Below are 17,199 nucleotides of genomic sequence, written 5' to 3'. Positions count from 1 at the left end.
GGATGGCAAACCAGTTTGCAACTAAACTATGGGCCGCGGGAGTTGTGCTGCTGATGCTGGGCATCAGCAGCCGCCCCGTGCGGGCTCAGCAGGACAAGATGTTCTCTCAGTACATGTTCAACATGATGGCTTTGAATCCGGCCTATGCCGGTAGCCGGGATGTACTGAGTATGTCGGCGCTGTACCGCAACCAGTGGACAGGCGTCGAAGGGGCTCCCCAAACGGCGACTTTCACGGCGGACATGCCGCTGAATCAGGAGCGAGTCGGAGTGGGTCTACAGTTGTACGGGGATAAGGCCGGGGTGATTCAGGAAGCGGGTGCGTTTGCCTCCTATGCGTTTCGCATCAAAGTGGGCCGCAAGAGTACCCTGGCGCTGGGTCTACAGGCTGGGGCCTCCAGTTACCAGGCCAACCTGATGGAGGTACGGACATCTCCGGATAACCAGATCGATCCGGCCTTTGCCAGCAATATCTCCAAGATACTGCCCAACTTCGGGACGGGGATTTACCTGAGCAACGACAAGGCGTATGTGGGCTTATCGGTTCCCCGGCTGATCAAGAACCGGTTGAGCGAGTACAATGTGGGGGATTACCGGTCGGTGCAGGCTCGTCATGCGTATCTGGCGGCTGGTTTTGTGGTAGGCCTCAGCCCGGTGGTGAAGATGAAGCCGTCGATGCTGGTGAAGTATGCGGAAGGGGCCCCTCTGGGTTTTGATGGGAACATCAACTTCTGGTTTGCGGACCGGATTGCGATCGGAGCCTCGATTCGTCGGAATCAGTTTTCGACCTGGTCGACCTACACGACGGATGCGGTGGTAGGGATGCTGGAGGTGCAGTTGACGGATCAGTTCCGGTTCGGGTATGCGTATGATCGGACGATGAACGGGTTGCAGAGTGTAGCGCCGAGTTCGCACGAGATCATGATTCGCTATGAGTTTGGATTTGGCAAGAACCGTATCCTGACGCCGAGATATTTCTAAAGAGGGAGTAAGTAAGAACGCGTGCATAAGTGAAAGAGTGAACTGCTGAGACAGGTTTTTCGCTCCGTCACTTGTGCACGCGTTTGCGTTTGGGAAAGGCTGTAAACGTACTGGATGGTTTTTCATTCTTTCACTCATTCTGCCATTCTCGTATTCATTTTCGGCGTAGATTTTGCTTAGGAAAGGGTATATTCTTCTGGATTCCGGTAGAGTGTACCCTTTCTTTTTTGCTACTGAAGTTTTCCAACTTTTATAGTGTATGAAGCATATTTTCTCTATTATCGTACTTGCCTGGGTCATGGTAAGACCGGCTCTGGCTCAGTCGTTAGTAAAACAGGCCGACCGCCAGTTTGATCAGTTAGCCTATAACAAAGCTATTGAACTATATGAACAGGCGCTGAAGAATCCGGCTACACTTCCAGAGACTGATCGATTGGCGGCCCGTGCTAAATTAGGCTACAGCTATCAGCAAACGCGTGATATGCCCAATGCCGAGCGCGTATATCGCGACCTTATCGGTCAGGGTGCACTGCCAACAGACTACACGAAATGTTACTTATACTACGCCCAGACGTTGGCCAGCAACGGTAAATACCGTGAAGCCCAGGAGGCATATGATAAATACGGGGCTACCCAGACGAGCGATAAACGTGGTCAGGGATTTTCGAAGTTGTATCAGGATGTAAGTGCTTTAACGCGTAATGCCGGGAGTTATAAGGTTGAATTCCTGAGTATGAATACCCGACAGGCCGAATTCAGCCCCATGATGTATAAAGATGGGTTGGTTTTTGTGTCGACGGGGAATGGTAGCAGTGGTGTTAAACGTGTGTTCAAATGGAACAATACACCCTTTCTGGACTTGTATTATCTGCCCGATCTGAAGACGATTCGTGGCTCAAAGGCAGCAAGCTTAGGCGGTGGTACATCGGCAAGCAAACGTATTCGTACTCAATTAGTCCGGCCTCTCGGTAGTGATGATTTTACGGCTCCGACTGCCAACGACTCCCGAACGGTTGGGTTCTATGGTGGTACTAACATCAGTCAGGGCTATGAAGATCAGCCTATTAGCGAATCAGACCAGTTTAGCCGGACTTTAAATACCAAGTATCATGAGGGCCCAGCTACGTTTACCAAAGATGGCTCGCGGGTGATCTTTACCCGAAATAACTACAACGGTGGTAAATACCGGAAAAGTAGCGACGGGATTAATAAGCTAAAGTTATACACGGCTACGCAAACGAGTGGGATCTGGAGTAAAGCAGAAGAACTACCGTTCAACAATGACGAATACTCGACCGGGCATCCGGCGCTATCCAAAGATGATCAGCTTCTTTATTTCGCATCTGACCGACCTGGCGGATTCGGGGGAACTGATATATATGTGTCGAAATGGACGAACGGTAAATGGGGTGAGCCCGTCAACCTGGGTAAAGAAGTGAATACGAAAGGAAATGAACTGTTCCCCTTTGTCGATGAAAAAGGGAATATCTACTTCTCTTCCGATGGACGGCCTGGTCTGGGCGATCTGGATATGTTCTACGCTCAGCTTTCGCCCGATGGGCAACAGGCTTTGCTGTCACGAAACCTGGGTGAGCCTCTAAACTCGTCGAAGGATGATTTTGGGATTGTCACCGATGGTGACCGAATGAGTGGTTATTTCAGCAGTAACCGCAAAAATGGCGGAGCTGATGACGACCTGTATCGGTTTACCCGTGAAGGTTCGCTATACCCCTGTCGCGAACTCACCGTCAGCATTGTTGATGCAGAAACCAAACAGCCGCTGGCCAATACATCGGTTGCATTGGATAATCCAGCCAGCAATGGCCAAAAACAGCTTAAAACGGATGCCGAAGGCCTGGTGCGTGTCTGCCTGAATGTTGATAGCGACTTTAAATTCCTGGCTACCCGGGAAGGATATTTGGATAATCAAATCGGTTTTTCAACGAAAGATATGTCCGACGACCAGCCTTCGCGGCTTGAAATTCCGCTCTCAAAACCGAAGGTGGAAGAAAAGCCAGCCCTGGCCATGACGACGCTGCGTGGGCGTATTACGACCCAAACCGATAAACAGCCTATCGAGGGGGTAAAAGTAGTGTTGGTGAATGAATGCGACGGAACCTCTCAGGAAACCACTACCGGCCCCGATGGTAGCTATGAATTTTCTGTAAAACCCGGCTGCGATTATGCCATCGAAGCCATGAAAGACAACATGGGGACAACGGGTAGCCGGATTACCAAAGAGGGGGTTGGATCGACCGACATCGCTATGTTCAAGAAGGGCGATATCATTAAGATTGACAATATTTATTACGATCTGAATAAATCCGCAATCCGGCCCGATGCCGCTGTTGAGTTGGATAAAGTAGTTGCGTTGATGAAAAAATATCCGACCATGAGTATTGAAATGCGCTCGCATACCGACAGCCGCGCATCGGCCAAGTATAACGCTACGTTATCGGGCAATCGGGCGAAAGCAGCCGTTTCATACATCAAGTCGAAAGGGATTGCCGCTAAGCGAATGACCGCCAAAGGGTATGGTGAAAGCCAGCTATTGAATAAATGTAAAGATGGTGTAAACTGTCCTGAAGAGGATCATCAGCAAAACCGCCGGACAGAAATCAAGATTCTGAAGTTTTAGCGTGTACAACTGAATAGCACGGAGCCGATAGGGCACTTTACAGAGAAAAACTACGCTCTACTGTGAAGCGCCCTGTCGGCTCTGTGTTTCGCTATGCACTAATTTTAAGTAGGTTTTTCAGGCAAAACCTTGCAATTTGGGCCACTTTACCAGCAGCTCTATGCGTGTTTTTACGTCTGTACTAGTCTTGTTCTTTTTAGGGGTCATTAGTTTGTTGATTACCAGTCAGCAGGCATATGGCCAGAAGGAAGTGTTGTATTCACAATACCTCCTGAACCCACTCAGCATTAATCCGGCGTATGCAGGAAGTCGCGAATCGTTTCATCTGACGGCCTTTCTCCGGCGGAAATGGATCAGTGTTCGGTATGCGCCCGTTACGCAAAGTGTTTCGGCCGATGGAGCCATTGCGCATGGTCGGGTCGGGTTAGGTTTTCAGGCGTTAAAAGACAATATGGGGGTTTTTACGCCAACGGGTTTTTACGGAAGTGTAGCGTATCGATTTAATCTTCCTGCACTGGCAAAACTATCCATAGGCGTTCAGGGCGGAGTAAGTGTAGTGCCGCTCTACGACGTAACCAGCGCAACAAGTATCAACCGGGCCGTAAGTAGCCTGGGGGTTGGTGTCTATTATCGCTCTGATCGATTTTTTGCGGGTATTTCAGCGCCTGAGTTGAGCGGACAGATAAAGGATATTACGGGCCGATATTCATTTAAAGGGGTTCAGCCTATTATGCTACAGGTAGGTATACCCTTCGAAGTGGGCGAGAATACAGTCCTGATTCCATCGGTTCTGCTGTCGAAAATAGCGGATCGGCCGATGGGATTCGACATCAATATGCGAGCCTGGTTTCAGGAACAATTTGGCTTTGGCCTCTCCTACCGGCAAAATAGCCCGGGCTATATCTCGACCAATTATGTGCAGGCGATTGCCGAATATCAATTGAGCAAATCCATTCGGTTAGGGTATATTTTCAATTCACAAACCCCCGAAAGCCCTAACGCCATGCAGTACGATCAGAAGAGCGTGCATGAGATTATGCTCCGGTTTGCCCCCAACATACTTTCCATTACCTATTGATTAAAAGACCGCGTGAGTCTATTAAAAAAATAGTACATTGGTACTTTAGAAACGTAACATAACGACCGATTGGAAGCCAACGAAGAGATTTTAAGGAACGATATGTTGCGCTATTTGTCGGCCAGCAGTCGTATGCCTAATCAATCCAGTATTCAGAATTTATACATCCCCAGCGACCTCGATCGAGAGTTTCCGTTGGCCCCTCATTTTGTCCAGGCATTTGGTAGCTATCCCAATTACCTTCATTTCAACGATGATTTTAAGCCCTCGGCTCAGCAGTTGCTCGATAGTCGGGGATTTGTGTTAATCAATCACTCAACGCGTGTTACTGATAAAGGATGGCATGTTATAGAGCGAATTTATCAGCATGATGAGGGGTTGGTGCTGAAGGCAGAGTTTGTCGGGGAGCGGTTCATTCGGTTATATGGGTACTTTCGCGACGAAACATCTGCTAAAAGCTTACTGGATGGATTTCAGGAGCACAGATACGTTCATGAAGATAACCAGACGCACATCTACCTCATTCAAAGTGGACTGGGTGGACTGCATACCGAGCGTGTCGAAATTCTGCCGCCCGAAATCGACCTGGAGCTTCATTATAACGACGATTTCCCTGCGGTGCATGAGCGGCTGGTGGCCTTGTTGGCGCAACCCAAAAGTAAAGGGCTGATTTTACTGCATGGCGAGCCTGGAACGGGCAAAACAACCTATATCAAATACCTGAGTTCGCTGGTTAAAAAGGATATGCTCATTTTGCCTCCTTACATGACCAACTACCTGACCTCCCCCGAAATTATTCCGTTTTTGCTGGACAATAAAGATTCGGTGTTAATCATTGAAGATGCCGAACGGATTCTGCAATCGCGCGAGGCCGGTGGCGATACCAACAGCGTGTCCAACATCCTGAACCTGACCGATGGGTTGCTTGCCGACTGTATGCATATTCAGGTCATTGCAACGTTTAATGCCAGCAAGCACCTTCTGGATAAAGCCCTCCTCCGTAAAGGCCGCCTGATGGTCGATTATGCGTTTGGAAAGCTGGCTCCTGCCAAAGCCAACCGACTGCTCGAACACCTGAGTATGGACTACCGGACCAGTCAGCCCATGACTCTGGCGGATATTTTCAATCTCGATGAGCAGACCGTTTCGGGCGAGCGGCAGGAAGTCAGAATGGGTTTTTAATAACATATTGCCACTACCCTAACCGATTGGTTTTCCATTTGCTTTGTTGGGTTGTCGCAACGGTAACACCATGCTGTTTGGGCTTGGCCGTTTCCAGGAGCCAGGCACTCAGCACGGCCGCTAATTCGCGTTCGTGTGTGTCGGGCGCTGGGCTGAGTTTATCGGGAGTGAAATAGCGGCTTACAAACCCAGTGTCGAACTGACCTGACCGGAAGGCTTCATGTTCCATCACAAAACGACAGAATGGTAAGGTCGTTTGTACTCCCGAAATGGTATATTCATCAATCGCCCGGATCATTTTCTGGATGGCTTCTTCGCGTGAATCGCCATACGTAATCAGTTTGGCAATCATCGGGTCGTAATAGATCGGAATGGCCATGCCCTGTTCGAAACCATCGTCGACACGTACGCCATTGCCCTGTGGACGCACGTAGGTGTTGAGCGTACCAACGTCGGGCAGGAAGTTGTTGGCTGGGTCTTCGGCATAGACGCGCACTTCGACAGCGTGACCCTTGATCTGTAAATCTTCCTGTTTGATCGTCAACGGTTTCCCTTCAGCAATGTAAATCATTTGCTTCACCAGATCCACACCCGTGATTTGTTCCGTAACCGGGTGTTCAACCTGAAGGCGGGTATTCATTTCCAGAAAATAAAAGTCGAGGTTGTCGTTGACGATGAACTCGACGGTACCCGCTCCATAGTAGCCACAGGCTCGGGCTACATCCACGGCCGCCCGGCCCATAGCTTCCCGGATTTCGGGCGTCAAAATAGCCGATGGCGCTTCTTCGACCACTTTCTGATGGCGACGTTGCACCGAACATTCGCGTTCAAACAGGTGAATAATGTTGCCGTGCTGATCGCCCAGCACCTGAATTTCGACGTGTCGGGGCGAGGTAACGTACTTTTCAATGAACACCGACCCATCGCCAAACGCCGACTGCGCTTCACTGACCGCGCGGTCCATCTGCTCATCGAAATCCGCTTCCTGCTCCACGACACGCATCCCTTTGCCACCACCACCCGCACTGGCCTTGATCAGAATCGGATACCCAATTTTGGCTGAAATAACTTTGGCTTCAGTACGATCCGTAATTGCCGATGGCGTGCCTGGTACCATAGGAATGTTGTAACTGGCCACGGCAGCTTTGGCCGCCAGTTTACTTCCCATAACTTCAATACTTTCGGGCGACGGGCCAATAAAAATCAGGCCAGCCTCACGAACCTGCCGGGCGAAATTGGCATTCTCCGACAGGAAACCATATCCAGGATGGATGGCATCAACCTGAAGTTTTTGGCAAACGTCAATGATCACATCGGCGCGGAGGTACGATTCAGTGGAAGGGGGCGGACCAACGCAAACGGCTTCGTCGGCATAGCGGACATGCAGGGCATTACGATCGGCTTCTGAGTAGATTGCAACGGTTTTGATGCCCATTTCGCGGGCAGTACGCATAATCCGCAGGGCAATTTCACCCCGATTGGCAACAAGAATTTTTTTTATGGTCATTGGGCTTTGATCATTCATTGGCATAGGTTGTCATTCATTGACCGCCACTATTCATGACAATACAGGACGCTGAATGACTACTTCATAGCAATAATACGGAATTGAATTTTATGACTTCCGTTTGCGCTACCAAAAGATAACCGTATTTTTGCACTTACCGTATAAAAAAACGAGGCTGTAGCCTGATAAACACCAATAAAAAGTGGATTTATTTGAGAAACTGCGTAACAACTTAGGGCCGATCGGTTCACCGGCAAGGGATTTTAATGGCCACCACTATTTCGCATTCCCTAAACTGGAAGGAGAGCTTGGTCCTCACATGCGTTTCCGGGGCAAGGAGGTGTTGAACTGGAGCCTGAACAATTACCTGGGTTTAGCCAATCACCCTGAGATTCGGAAAGCCGATGCTGAAGCGTCGAAGCAGTGGGGACTGGCTTACCCAATGGGGGCTCGTATGATGTCGGGAAATAGCGACCTTCATGAGCAATTTGAGAAGGAACTGGCTCAGTTTGTCGGTAAAGAAGACGCGTTTCTGCTGAACTATGGCTACCAGGGCGTTATGTCGGCTATCGAAGCCGTCGTTGATCACCGCGATGTCATCGTATATGATGCCGAATGTCACGCCTGTCTGATCGATGGGATTCGGCTGCATAAGGCCAAGATGGGTGAGTACTATAAGTTCAACCACAACGATATCGAAAGCCTGGACAAAAACCTGCAACGGGCTACCAAAAAAGCCGCCGAAAAAGGTGGAGGTATTCTGGTTATTACGGAAGGCGTATTTGGTATGTCGGGCAAAGTAGGAAGCCTGGATAAGATCGTTGCGCTGAAAGAGAAGTATGAATTTAAATTACTGGTCGACGATGCGCATGGATTTGGTACGATGGGCAAAACAGGCGCTGGTGTAGGCGAAATGCTGGGTTGTCAGGATGGTATCGATTTGTACTTTTCGACGTTTGCCAAATCGATGGCGGCTATTGGGGCCTTTATCGCTGCCGACCACGACATCATCATGTACCTCAAGTACAATATGCGGTCGCAAACCTACGCAAAGGCACTTCCGATGCCTTACGTGGTAGGAGGCATGAAGCGCCTGGAGATGATTCGCAACTCGTCGGAATTCCGCGATAAGCTGTGGGAAAACGTTCGGGCACTGCAAAGCGGTTTACGCGAACGGGGCTTCGATATTGGCGATACGCAATCACCCGTAACCCCTGTATTCCTGCATAACCTTGAAGGGGGAGTACCAGAAGTGGCAGCTCTGACGAAAGACTTACGCGAGAATATGGGCGTGTTCTGTTCCATTGTCGTGTACCCGGTTGTGCCGAAGGGAACCATTATGCTGCGCATCATCCCGACGGCCTCACATTCACTTGACGATGTAGCGTATACGTTGAATGCATTTTCTGTAGTAGGCGAACGGCTGGAAAAAGGTTACTATAAGCAATTTGCTGCCGAAATAGCTCAAAAAACACTTCAGGTATCAGCCGAAGCGGCTACAGAATAGGGTTTTGTGTTGAAAATAGGATTTTTTGGGCATTTTTTTGGCTCAGCTATTGCGCTGTATAATAGAATGCTTAAATTTCCAACCAAAACCGCGTTTTTAGCGGAATTTGGGCATTTTTCACACTTAAACCCATACGTATCGCTATGGCACGCTTCGATGAAGTAAAGAATTTGGTTATGTCGCTCGAGAGTGATTTCGAGAAGTTTTACGAGAAAAATAACCAGGCTGCCGGTACCCGCGTTCGGAAAGGAATGCAAGATTTGAAAACGCTGGCGCAAAACATTCGGGCTGAAGTTCAAAACACCAAGAACACAGCCACCAAGTAGCGTTAGCATCTGGTCAATTGACCAACTATAAAAACACCCCTGTCAGGCAATAGTCTTACAGGGGTGTTTTTATTTGGCCAGTAATCAGGCAAATTTTGGATGTTTAAGGGTATAGCGTTGTAGAGACGTTACGCTCTAGTTTTATAGTCCTATGGCTTACCAGCCACCTGAACCGCTTATATTTTTTCGCGGTGCATCAGCGTAGCTACGCCCCGTGTGGTGACTTTGCCCGTTTGGACATCTCTAAGTTCGCCAAGGATCTGGGCAATATGTTTAACCGGATCAATCGACTGTACGGTGAACGTAGCTTCGTAGTCGGTATCGACAAACATAGGCCGTAAAAACTCCAGCGTTTGCCCTAAATAAACGGACCCATAGCCTGGAAACTCAGTACCCAGTACTTTCGTGAAGACACTTGCCCCCAGCATACCGTGAATGATAGGAAGTTTAAACGGGGTTTGAGCAGCAAAATCAGCATCGAGGTGCAACGGGTTATTATCGCCCGTAACCCTGGCAAAATCAACTACGTCGGCCTGCGAGAACCGAAAGCTATAGTGATGAACAGCATGTAGGCCAAATTCCATAGACGGAAATGAATAATGAATAATGTAAAATGGAGAATGACGGTGGGGCAAAGATCGTATAGAAGCACGAATCATTAGTCATTTTGCATTATACATTATTCATTGAGTCTTACCTTCGCGGATACTTATGCTTACGAAACTGTTTTCAACCGATACGGCAGCTAAGCGCGTATTTGGGCTGGATGTAATGCGGGCGCTGGCTATTCTGATTGTTGTAGATGCCCATGCGACCATTGCGCTGAAAGAATACTATAATGGGCTATTTATCCACCATCTGCTGCCCGATGGCGTTGAGCTGTTTTTTGTGTTGAGCGGCTTTCTGATTGGGGGCATTTTGATTCGATCGTATGAAAAGAAAGGCCATTTTAACGGGGAGCTACTGCTGAATTTCTGGACACGACGCTGGTTTCGTACCCTGCCGAACTATTATCTCGTACTGACTGGATTGATCCTGTTCGCGCTGGTCCGCGCCTGGCGCAGTGGGCTCCGCCATACATTGCCCGCTAAGGCAACGTTGATTAAGTATTACCTGTTTATTCAGAATTTTGCCAATCCTGTCCCTGATTTTTTCCCAGAAACCTGGAGTCTGGCCATTGAAGAATGGTCGTATATCACACTACCACTGGTATTGTGGGGGATGCATACGCTGCTTTCGGCACGGTGGTCGCGGCAGCGGATTGTTCTGGTTACCATTCTGACCATTATTGTCGGAACCAATCTATATCGGTTCATTACGGCTCTTCAAATCCCACTTTCGGAAGGAGAGTTGCAATACCGGGGCATGGTTATGACCCGGCTGGATGCGATTTCCTATGGCGTGCTGGCAGCTTATGCAAAAAACTACTTCCCGAGCCAGTGGACCAATAAGAGTCTCCAACGACGATTGTTAGTGATTGGGATACTGATCAGTGCACTGGTTTCTTTTTCGGCGTCGATTCTGGTCATTGGATACTACTATAAAGCGGGAGTCCATCTGGGTTACACATTTTTCAAACGGACATTATATTTTCCATTGATGGGGTTAAGCATGGCCCTGATTGTTCCCTATATGGATGGCTGGCGGACACCAACGGGGATTTGGGCAAAGGCCGGAATCAGCCAGATTATTACACACATCAGCCTGATTTCATACTCAATGTATCTACTGAATTTGACGCCCATTATGTTAATGATTATTGAGCGAATACCTACGACATCGTTTGTTGTTGGCTGGACCAAAGTCGGTCTATTCTGGGTAGTAGTGCTTGTTGCGTCAACGCTGCTGTACTACTTCTTCGAAAAGCCCGTCACCGAACTCCGCGAACGGATTTCCGCAAAAGAACCAACGCTGTTGATGAGCGAACGGGTGAAAGAATGAAATTGGTGCCCTGGTGCCACTTGTTCATTCGGTGAATCAGCTCGTATGGTCGCTGATAATGACCCAGCGTCGCTTGACTTTATGCCAGAGTAGGGTAAAATAGCCATTGGCATCGCCTATTTTGGGCCGGGTGAGATGAAACCGGCCAATTACATAGGCAACATTCGGACTCGGAAAATCCATATTTAACACATCGAACCGGAGCTTCCCCATGGCAGCCCGGTCGGGGTATCGCTTTTTATAGTTTTCAAGGGTAGCCTGATAGCCATAGGTAATGCCGGCTTTTCCTACAAACGTGAGAGAATCAGACACCCAGTAGGCGGTCATAAACTTGTCGATACGCCCGGCATTCCAGTCATCGGTCTGACGTTTCAAAATCTGGAGAATTGCCCTTCGGTCAGGGGCAGTGCCGATGGATTGGGCGCGTACACCTGTCTCAAAAAATAAGCTAAGAATAAAAAGGGTAATACGTAAGCGCATTATAAGCAGGTTTTGTGGTGTATAATGAGACGACAATTCGAGTAAGAGGCTGTTGCGTGGCAGTAAGTTAATCAGGAATTGATTGACAAGTAAGCAATAGTTTAGCGTTATTCGCTGCAGGATACGATTACGCTGTTTCTAAACCGGAAGTTATGCGATTACTGAATAAAGTTGCCATCATTACGGGTGCTGCACGGGGTATTGGCCAGAAAGCAGCCGAAATTTTTTGTCAGGAAGGGGCTACCGTTATGATCTGGGATGTGCTGGACGAAGGCGAATCTACCGCACAAACATTGCGTTCGCAGGGCTTTCGTTGTGAGTTCAAGCACGTTAGTACAACGGATGTCGAGGCTATAGAAGCGGCTGCCAAGGAGGTGGTTGACGAATTTGGCCGGATCGATATTCTCATAAATAATGCAGGCATTACGCGTGACAAAACCCTGCTGAAAATGTCGTTTGCTGAGTGGCAGCAAGTGATTGACGTAAACCTGACGGGCGTATTTAACTGCACGAAGATCGTAGCTCCGTATATGGTCGAGCAGAAATACGGTCGGATCATTTGTACGTCGTCGATCAACGGCGTACACGGGGCATTTGGACAAACGAACTACGCAGCCGCCAAAGCCGGTATTATTGGCATGGTCCGGTCGTGGGCTAAAGAACTGGGATCTAAAGGGGTTACGGCCAATGCCGTAGCGCCCGGTTTTATCCAGACTGCTATGACCGATGCCATGCCCGACGACGTTCGGAATCATGCCGTTGCGTCTATTCCCGTCCGACGGATCGGGAAGCCCGAAGATATCGCCTATGCCTACCTGTTCCTGGCATCCGACGAAGCTTCCTTTGTTAACGGCCACGTTTTAGCTGTAAACGGTGGACAGGCAATTTAGCGGGTTTACCGTTTACGGTATTTGGTTTACGGTAGGCCGACGCATAAGTTGCTTTCGCATGGTCTGCCCACCGTAAACCCTTATCTTTACGAATGCATTGACCGTAACTTGATCATGTGGAAAAAGATTCTGGATTTTTATCAGGAGTATAAGCCGTATATTTTTTCCGACGGCTGGTACTATATTTTTATCGTTGTGTTCATTCTCGTTCTGTTTATTTTCTTTTCCTGACAGGGGAAATGACAAGCAGTGCAATCGTAACCTTTAATTCATCTACGTGGCTATTCGGTCAAAAGTTCTGGCCATTATTAATCCCAACTCAGGCACAACATCGGCCGAGCAAAAGAACGTGCTTCTGGATGCGTTTATGCGTCGTGCAGAAGCACTTGCGTATGATCCCGAAGTCCTGTTGACAGCGCATGCAGGGCACGCTACCGAGCTGGCAGCCGATGCTGTAAAGCGTGGCGTAAGCCGAGTATTAACCATCGGTGGCGACGGCACCATTAACGAAATTGCACAGGCCCTGCGTCGGACATCCACGGCCCTGGGTATCGTGCCCATCGGGTCTGGCAATGGGCTGGCCCGACATCTTGGCGTGCCCCTGAATCCATTGAAGGCCATAGACCGGGCGTTGAGTGGACGCCCGGTAGTGATCGATAGTGGTGAGATTAACGAATATCCATTTTTTTGCACAGCAGGCATGGGCTTTGAAGCGTACGTAGCGCACGAATTCGCCAGAGCTCCGGTGCGTGGGCTGCCTACCTATATTCGAACGGCCTTTCGAGCCTTTTGGGCCTATAAACCGCAACGATACGTGGTCGATGGGCAGGTTAAGCCCCTGTTTTCGATGACCTTTGCCAACGCCGGACAATTCGGTAATAACGCCTGGATGGCCCCAACGGCCAACATCGCTGACGGGAAGTTGGAACAGTGCGAAATCAGACCGTTTCCAACTCAGGTGGCTGGTATGCTAACCTGGCGACTTTTCAACAAAACTTTGAACCAGTCGACATACTGGCGTGGGCGATCTATTACCAAAGCGGTGGTAGAGAGTGATGCACCGTTGCTTATTCACGCCGATGGCGAACCGCTGACGTTACCCACGGGGCGGGCAGAGGTGCGCGTCGTTCCGGGTAGTCTGTTGGTACTGTTGTAGATAACCAGTTTTAGCCAACGTTCTAGTACTCAAACAAACCCAGAATAACGCCAAGGGCACCAATCAATGAAGCAATCAGGCCAATAAATGCAACCGTACCAGAGCCCATAATCAGCATTAACAAGCCGCCTATCAACAAAACAGCGCCACCGATCAGAATAGGCCCCTTACTCAGCATGACCTTCTCTGGATGAGCGGGCGCCAGTCTATGGCTGATCTTTTTATTCACTTTCTTTAGTATGATTCGCTCCACTAAATTCAACTTGTGAGGAGTAGCAACGGCCGCCGGTTCCTGCATGCCATGAGCTGTTGCCAGCAGATACTTCATTCGTTCGATACGCTTGCCCAATTTTTTGCTAGCTATCAGTTTGCTATCGGTACGAGCGTACGTAACAGGCAGATTATTCGCAACAGTTTCCAGGGCAACCGACTCAGTAAGTAAAGGAATAGAAGGAGTAGCAGCGGGATTCGTCGTTTGGCTGGTGCGAGCCTGAACGGTCTCGACTGGGCTGCGCTGAAAATAAGCAGTCGGACGGCTACAAGATGTGAAAAGAGCTGTGCCAAACAGGGCGGCTACTAAAAATTGCTTACAGGTCGTGGTCATACATCACTTTTGTTTTGAGATAATACATTGAGTTGTTTATTTGGCCTTCCGTTGCTGCCAGGCTGTAAACCGTATTTCGTAAAAGGCTGGTCAATAAAACGCATTTTGTTGAATTTGTAAGCCGTTGGGAGCCCAGATACTGCCTTATGGAAAAGCTATTGCTTGTAATCGTCTGGTTATCTGAGTGTAGACAACTATTAAAATGTGATTAGTATGCCCCGTTCAACCCGTAAAGTCGTCGTGTCGCTCGATACATATCTGAGTATTCTGGCTGTTGTGTCCAGCTTCTGTGCCATTGGAATAACCTTCTATCAGGCGTATCTGCAACGAACCCAGCAGTATGCATCGGTCATGCCAATCATGGATAGCTATCTGAATGATAGCGGAGGAGATAAAGCCTGGCAAGTCGCTATGATTTTTGTGAATAATGGAGTAGGTCCTGCCATTGTTAAAGAAACGCAGATCACCTATAAAAAGCAGCGGTATAGTGACCTTCGACGGATAGCCGGCATCATTGTTGATGAGAAACTGGCGAAAGGGGAGGTAAAGCCAGCCGATGTAGAAGGTTATACTGTTACTAAGGCTGACCTTTGGCCCGAACGGGTTATCGCGCCGGGGCAGACTATCGAACTTTGCAACATCGACCATAAATACGTCGGGCGCTGGGTCGATGAGGCCATTGGGCGTGGGGATATTCGGGTACAAATCTGGTACGAATCCATTTATGGCGAACGCTGGCGATTCGATACAGTCCCCGAACGGATTGAATTGCGGAATATAAAAATTGAGGAGTAGCCCTAGTTATTGACGAGCCCCAACATTCGCTACAAGTTCCTGCTGATGTCAAGTCAACAATCGAATACAAACCAGCACAGATGATTCCTTAAGGCCTGGTCATCGAGAACAAGCTCACGGATGTTGGCTGGAAGCTGGTCGCGCTGCCATTGACATTCTGCTTGCCCTATTCTGTCCTTCTCATTCTTGTCAACAGATTCTCTAATTGCTCTGATAGCGTAGGCAGCCGCACCAAGTTCATGGGCGGCCACGTGGGCCACAGCCACGGCCTGTCCGGCAGCCAGGGCTGCAAACCGGGCTGCATCGGGCATACCTTTAGCTGCCGCATTAGCCGCAAAAGCCGCATTGTGCGCTTGTTTCATGGTTATTTCTCCGTTTGCCCATGCCCGTGTCAACTCGATAGCTTGCCGTGGGCGCTCATCCTCAGGGTTGACTTGCTCAAACAGATGAAGCACGTGTTCGGCACAGGCAGCGGCCCATAACGCAAGCAGCTGATGGTTGGAGTCAGTCAACGTACCGCCACGCCGTAGGGTAATAAACCGTGAATCGCGTTCTTTCGGTAAGATCATGGTTCGTCTGGTGTATGCCGTTTTTATGCCGTTCGTACTAATTTTTTGTTTTTCCTACGTTCAGCGTTTCTGCACCCCGTTTAGGGAGTCCTGAAATTCCACTTGGAATTATCGCTGTTAAAATCAAATTCGGCTAATGTAGGGGTGCTGTCGCCAGAGGATACCAGCGCTAACTTCTTTGCTGAATTCGGTACGATTTTCGGCATAATCCGATAAGCACCATCCGTCAATTGATCGATTCGCCATAACTGTTCGGGGGCGCCGGTAAAGGTCGGTACGGTTATGACTTCGGCATCGGCAGTGGCCGCTAGAGCCCGATCGGTTCCGGCCAGGGCAATCTTGTAATAGGGGCCACCTAAATACCCGGTGCTATCAGGTGCATCGGTAATCGTCCACTGTTGATGGGGACGCGACATATAGTCGCCTATTCGTAGATGAATAGGGCCGGTTGGCCAGTTTTTCTGCACATCGGCCAGCTGCTGAGCCGGAACAGGCTTTATGGGGTCATTGTTGGGCTGGCCAAATCCCCGGGGTCCAACGGCCATTCGGGTGAAATCAACGGCCAGCTCTAAGGCATAGCCTCGTCGTACGGATTCAATTTCAAACGTGCCTTCTTTAAATTTTTCTCCGGCAATCGGCCAGCCATCTTTCCAGACCACCGGCAATATGCCTAGTACGCTTCGACCACCCTGCGCCAAATCGGCTTCGTAATGGATCGACATTTTTTCAACACCGTTCTCAAGAACGATATGGCCAAAATGACCAGGACCGATTAATCCGCCACGCGTAGCCACCACCATTTTGCCACCCCCTTGCAGCATACTTCGCCCTACATTATCGAGATAAGGGCCGGCTATTTTTCTGGATCGACCCACCACCACATTGTAAGTAGAGTTGGCGCCATCGCAACAACTACCATGCGTGGCCAGCAGGTAATACCAACCATCGCGGTAGACGAGCGTGCTGGCCTCACAGACGATGGCTACATCCACGGGTTTATTACCAGCCTTGAGCTTACCTGTTTTGGGGTCTAATTCGATCAGGCGCGTGTAGCCAAAATAGGTGCCGTAGGTCATCCAAAGGCGTCCGGTCGTTGGGTCCAGCATCAGGCCGGGGTCAATGGCATCGTTCTCTTCATAACCATCCGACGTAGCCACAACAACTGGTTCAGAATACTTGAAATCAGGCGACTTTGGGTCCAGGGTCTTGTTCCACATGGTCAGAATCGCTCCTTTATGGTTGGGTGATCCACCAGTGGCTCCATATACGACCAGGTAACGATCCCCAATTTTGAGGACATCAGGAGCGGCACCACCACCGGGCCTCACTCCACCGCCATACCATGTCCAGCCATCATTGGAAATTAATCCACCACCACCGGTGCCAAACGTGTAATACTTGCCTTCGCATTCCGCGACGGTCGATGGATCATGGATAAACGGTCGCCCGATCTGTGCAATTACGGGTTGGGTTATCAATAAGGCGAAGAAGGTAGTCAGGATGGTGTTCATGTGTGCTAATGTGGTTTAAGCTTTCCTTACCCCTA

At 49.3% G+C, this 17,199-nt stretch carries 16 protein-coding genes; 10 read left to right on the top strand and 6 right to left on the bottom strand.

Features of this window, described 5'->3' with window-relative positions; all coding sequences use genetic code 11:
• Positions 1 to 2: 2 nt before the first annotated feature.
• From B5M13_RS22585 to B5M13_RS22570, 4 genes are all read left to right on the top strand, one after another.
• Positions 3 to 980 carry a PorP/SprF family type IX secretion system membrane protein gene (locus B5M13_RS22585; RefSeq protein WP_080057823.1) on the top strand — a complete coding sequence of 326 codons (978 nt, stop codon included), beginning with the start codon at positions 3 to 5 and terminating at the stop codon, positions 978 to 980.
• Between the two features lie 259 nt (positions 981 to 1,239).
• Positions 1,240 to 3,618, top strand: coding sequence for an OmpA family protein (locus B5M13_RS22580; RefSeq protein WP_080057822.1), 2,379 nt, complete (start codon positions 1,240 to 1,242; stop codon positions 3,616 to 3,618).
• Between the two features lie 160 nt (positions 3,619 to 3,778).
• A complete protein-coding gene (locus tag B5M13_RS22575) occupies positions 3,779 to 4,696 on the top strand; it encodes a PorP/SprF family type IX secretion system membrane protein (protein WP_080057821.1) in 918 nt (305 codons plus the stop codon).
• A gap of 102 nt (positions 4,697 to 4,798) precedes the next feature.
• Entirely contained in the window at positions 4,799 to 5,878 is a 1,080-nt protein-coding gene (locus B5M13_RS22570) for an AAA family ATPase (protein ID WP_170061258.1), read from the top strand.
• A 13-nt stretch (positions 5,879 to 5,891) separates the two neighbouring features.
• Here the strand turns inward: B5M13_RS22570 and accC are convergent, their stop codons facing one another.
• On the bottom strand, positions 5,892 to 7,385 hold the full coding sequence (gene accC / locus B5M13_RS22565) for an acetyl-CoA carboxylase biotin carboxylase subunit (protein WP_080060042.1): 1,494 nt from the start codon (positions 7,383 to 7,385) through the stop codon (positions 5,892 to 5,894).
• A gap of 202 nt (positions 7,386 to 7,587) precedes the next feature.
• Between accC and B5M13_RS22560 the strand changes: the two genes are divergently transcribed.
• Both B5M13_RS22560 and B5M13_RS22555 read left to right on the top strand, forming a co-directional pair.
• Complete coding sequence (locus tag B5M13_RS22560; protein WP_080057819.1) at positions 7,588 to 8,892, top strand: aminotransferase class I/II-fold pyridoxal phosphate-dependent enzyme; 1,305 nt, start codon at positions 7,588 to 7,590, stop codon at positions 8,890 to 8,892.
• A gap of 143 nt (positions 8,893 to 9,035) precedes the next feature.
• Positions 9,036 to 9,218, top strand: coding sequence for a histone H1 (locus tag B5M13_RS22555; protein WP_080057818.1), 183 nt, complete (start codon positions 9,036 to 9,038; stop codon positions 9,216 to 9,218).
• 176 nt (positions 9,219 to 9,394) lie between these two features.
• Here the strand turns inward: B5M13_RS22555 and B5M13_RS22550 are convergent, their stop codons facing one another.
• Positions 9,395 to 9,802, bottom strand: a complete 408-nt coding sequence (locus B5M13_RS22550) for a MaoC family dehydratase (protein WP_080057817.1) — start codon at positions 9,800 to 9,802, stop codon at positions 9,395 to 9,397.
• A 127-nt stretch (positions 9,803 to 9,929) separates the two neighbouring features.
• Here B5M13_RS22550 and B5M13_RS22545 point away from each other — a divergent pair, with 127 nt between their 5' ends.
• Entirely contained in the window at positions 9,930 to 11,159 is a 1,230-nt protein-coding gene (locus tag B5M13_RS22545; RefSeq protein WP_080057816.1) for an acyltransferase family protein, read from the top strand.
• Positions 11,160 to 11,195: 36 nt separating this feature from the next.
• Here the strand turns inward: B5M13_RS22545 and B5M13_RS22540 are convergent, their stop codons facing one another.
• Entirely contained in the window at positions 11,196 to 11,639 is a 444-nt protein-coding gene (locus B5M13_RS22540) for a YybH family protein (protein WP_080057815.1), read from the bottom strand.
• A 152-nt stretch (positions 11,640 to 11,791) separates the two neighbouring features.
• On the opposite strand from B5M13_RS22540, the gene fabG reads away from it, so the two are divergent.
• A complete protein-coding gene (gene fabG / locus B5M13_RS22535) occupies positions 11,792 to 12,529 on the top strand; it encodes a 3-oxoacyl-ACP reductase FabG (RefSeq protein WP_080057814.1) in 738 nt (245 codons plus the stop codon).
• 277 nt (positions 12,530 to 12,806) lie between these two features.
• Positions 12,807 to 13,685 (top strand): diacylglycerol/lipid kinase family protein, encoded by an 879-nt coding sequence (locus tag B5M13_RS22530; RefSeq protein WP_080057813.1) that lies wholly within the window; start codon positions 12,807 to 12,809, stop codon positions 13,683 to 13,685.
• Between the two features lie 22 nt (positions 13,686 to 13,707).
• On the opposite strand, the gene B5M13_RS34235 is transcribed toward B5M13_RS22530, so the two are convergent.
• Positions 13,708 to 14,289 carry a hypothetical protein gene (locus B5M13_RS34235; RefSeq protein WP_245859442.1) on the bottom strand — a complete coding sequence of 194 codons (582 nt, stop codon included), beginning with the start codon at positions 14,287 to 14,289 and terminating at the stop codon, positions 13,708 to 13,710.
• A 213-nt stretch (positions 14,290 to 14,502) separates the two neighbouring features.
• Between B5M13_RS34235 and B5M13_RS22520 the strand changes: the two genes are divergently transcribed.
• Positions 14,503 to 15,084 carry a hypothetical protein gene (locus B5M13_RS22520; RefSeq protein WP_080057812.1) on the top strand — a complete coding sequence of 194 codons (582 nt, stop codon included), beginning with the start codon at positions 14,503 to 14,505 and terminating at the stop codon, positions 15,082 to 15,084.
• Between the two features lie 53 nt (positions 15,085 to 15,137).
• On the opposite strand, the gene B5M13_RS22515 is transcribed toward B5M13_RS22520, so the two are convergent.
• Together B5M13_RS22515 and B5M13_RS22510 are read right to left on the bottom strand one after the other, a co-directional pair.
• The gene (locus B5M13_RS22515; RefSeq protein ID WP_080057811.1) at positions 15,138 to 15,653 is read right to left on the bottom strand and encodes a putative immunity protein; all 516 of its coding nucleotides are present in this window, start codon (positions 15,651 to 15,653) and stop codon (positions 15,138 to 15,140) included.
• Positions 15,654 to 15,733: 80 nt separating this feature from the next.
• Positions 15,734 to 17,164: a family 43 glycosylhydrolase gene (locus B5M13_RS22510; protein WP_080057810.1), complete on the bottom strand. Its 1,431-nt coding sequence runs from the start codon at positions 17,162 to 17,164 to the stop codon at positions 15,734 to 15,736.
• Positions 17,165 to 17,199 lie beyond the last annotated feature (35 nt).

The sequence above is a fragment of the Spirosoma aerolatum genome, from assembly GCF_002056795.1.
GTDB lineage: Bacteria > Bacteroidota > Bacteroidia > Cytophagales > Spirosomataceae > Spirosoma > Spirosoma aerolatum.
Note: the sequence above shows the minus strand (reverse complement) of the source record. Positions and strands in the feature narration are given on the sequence as shown.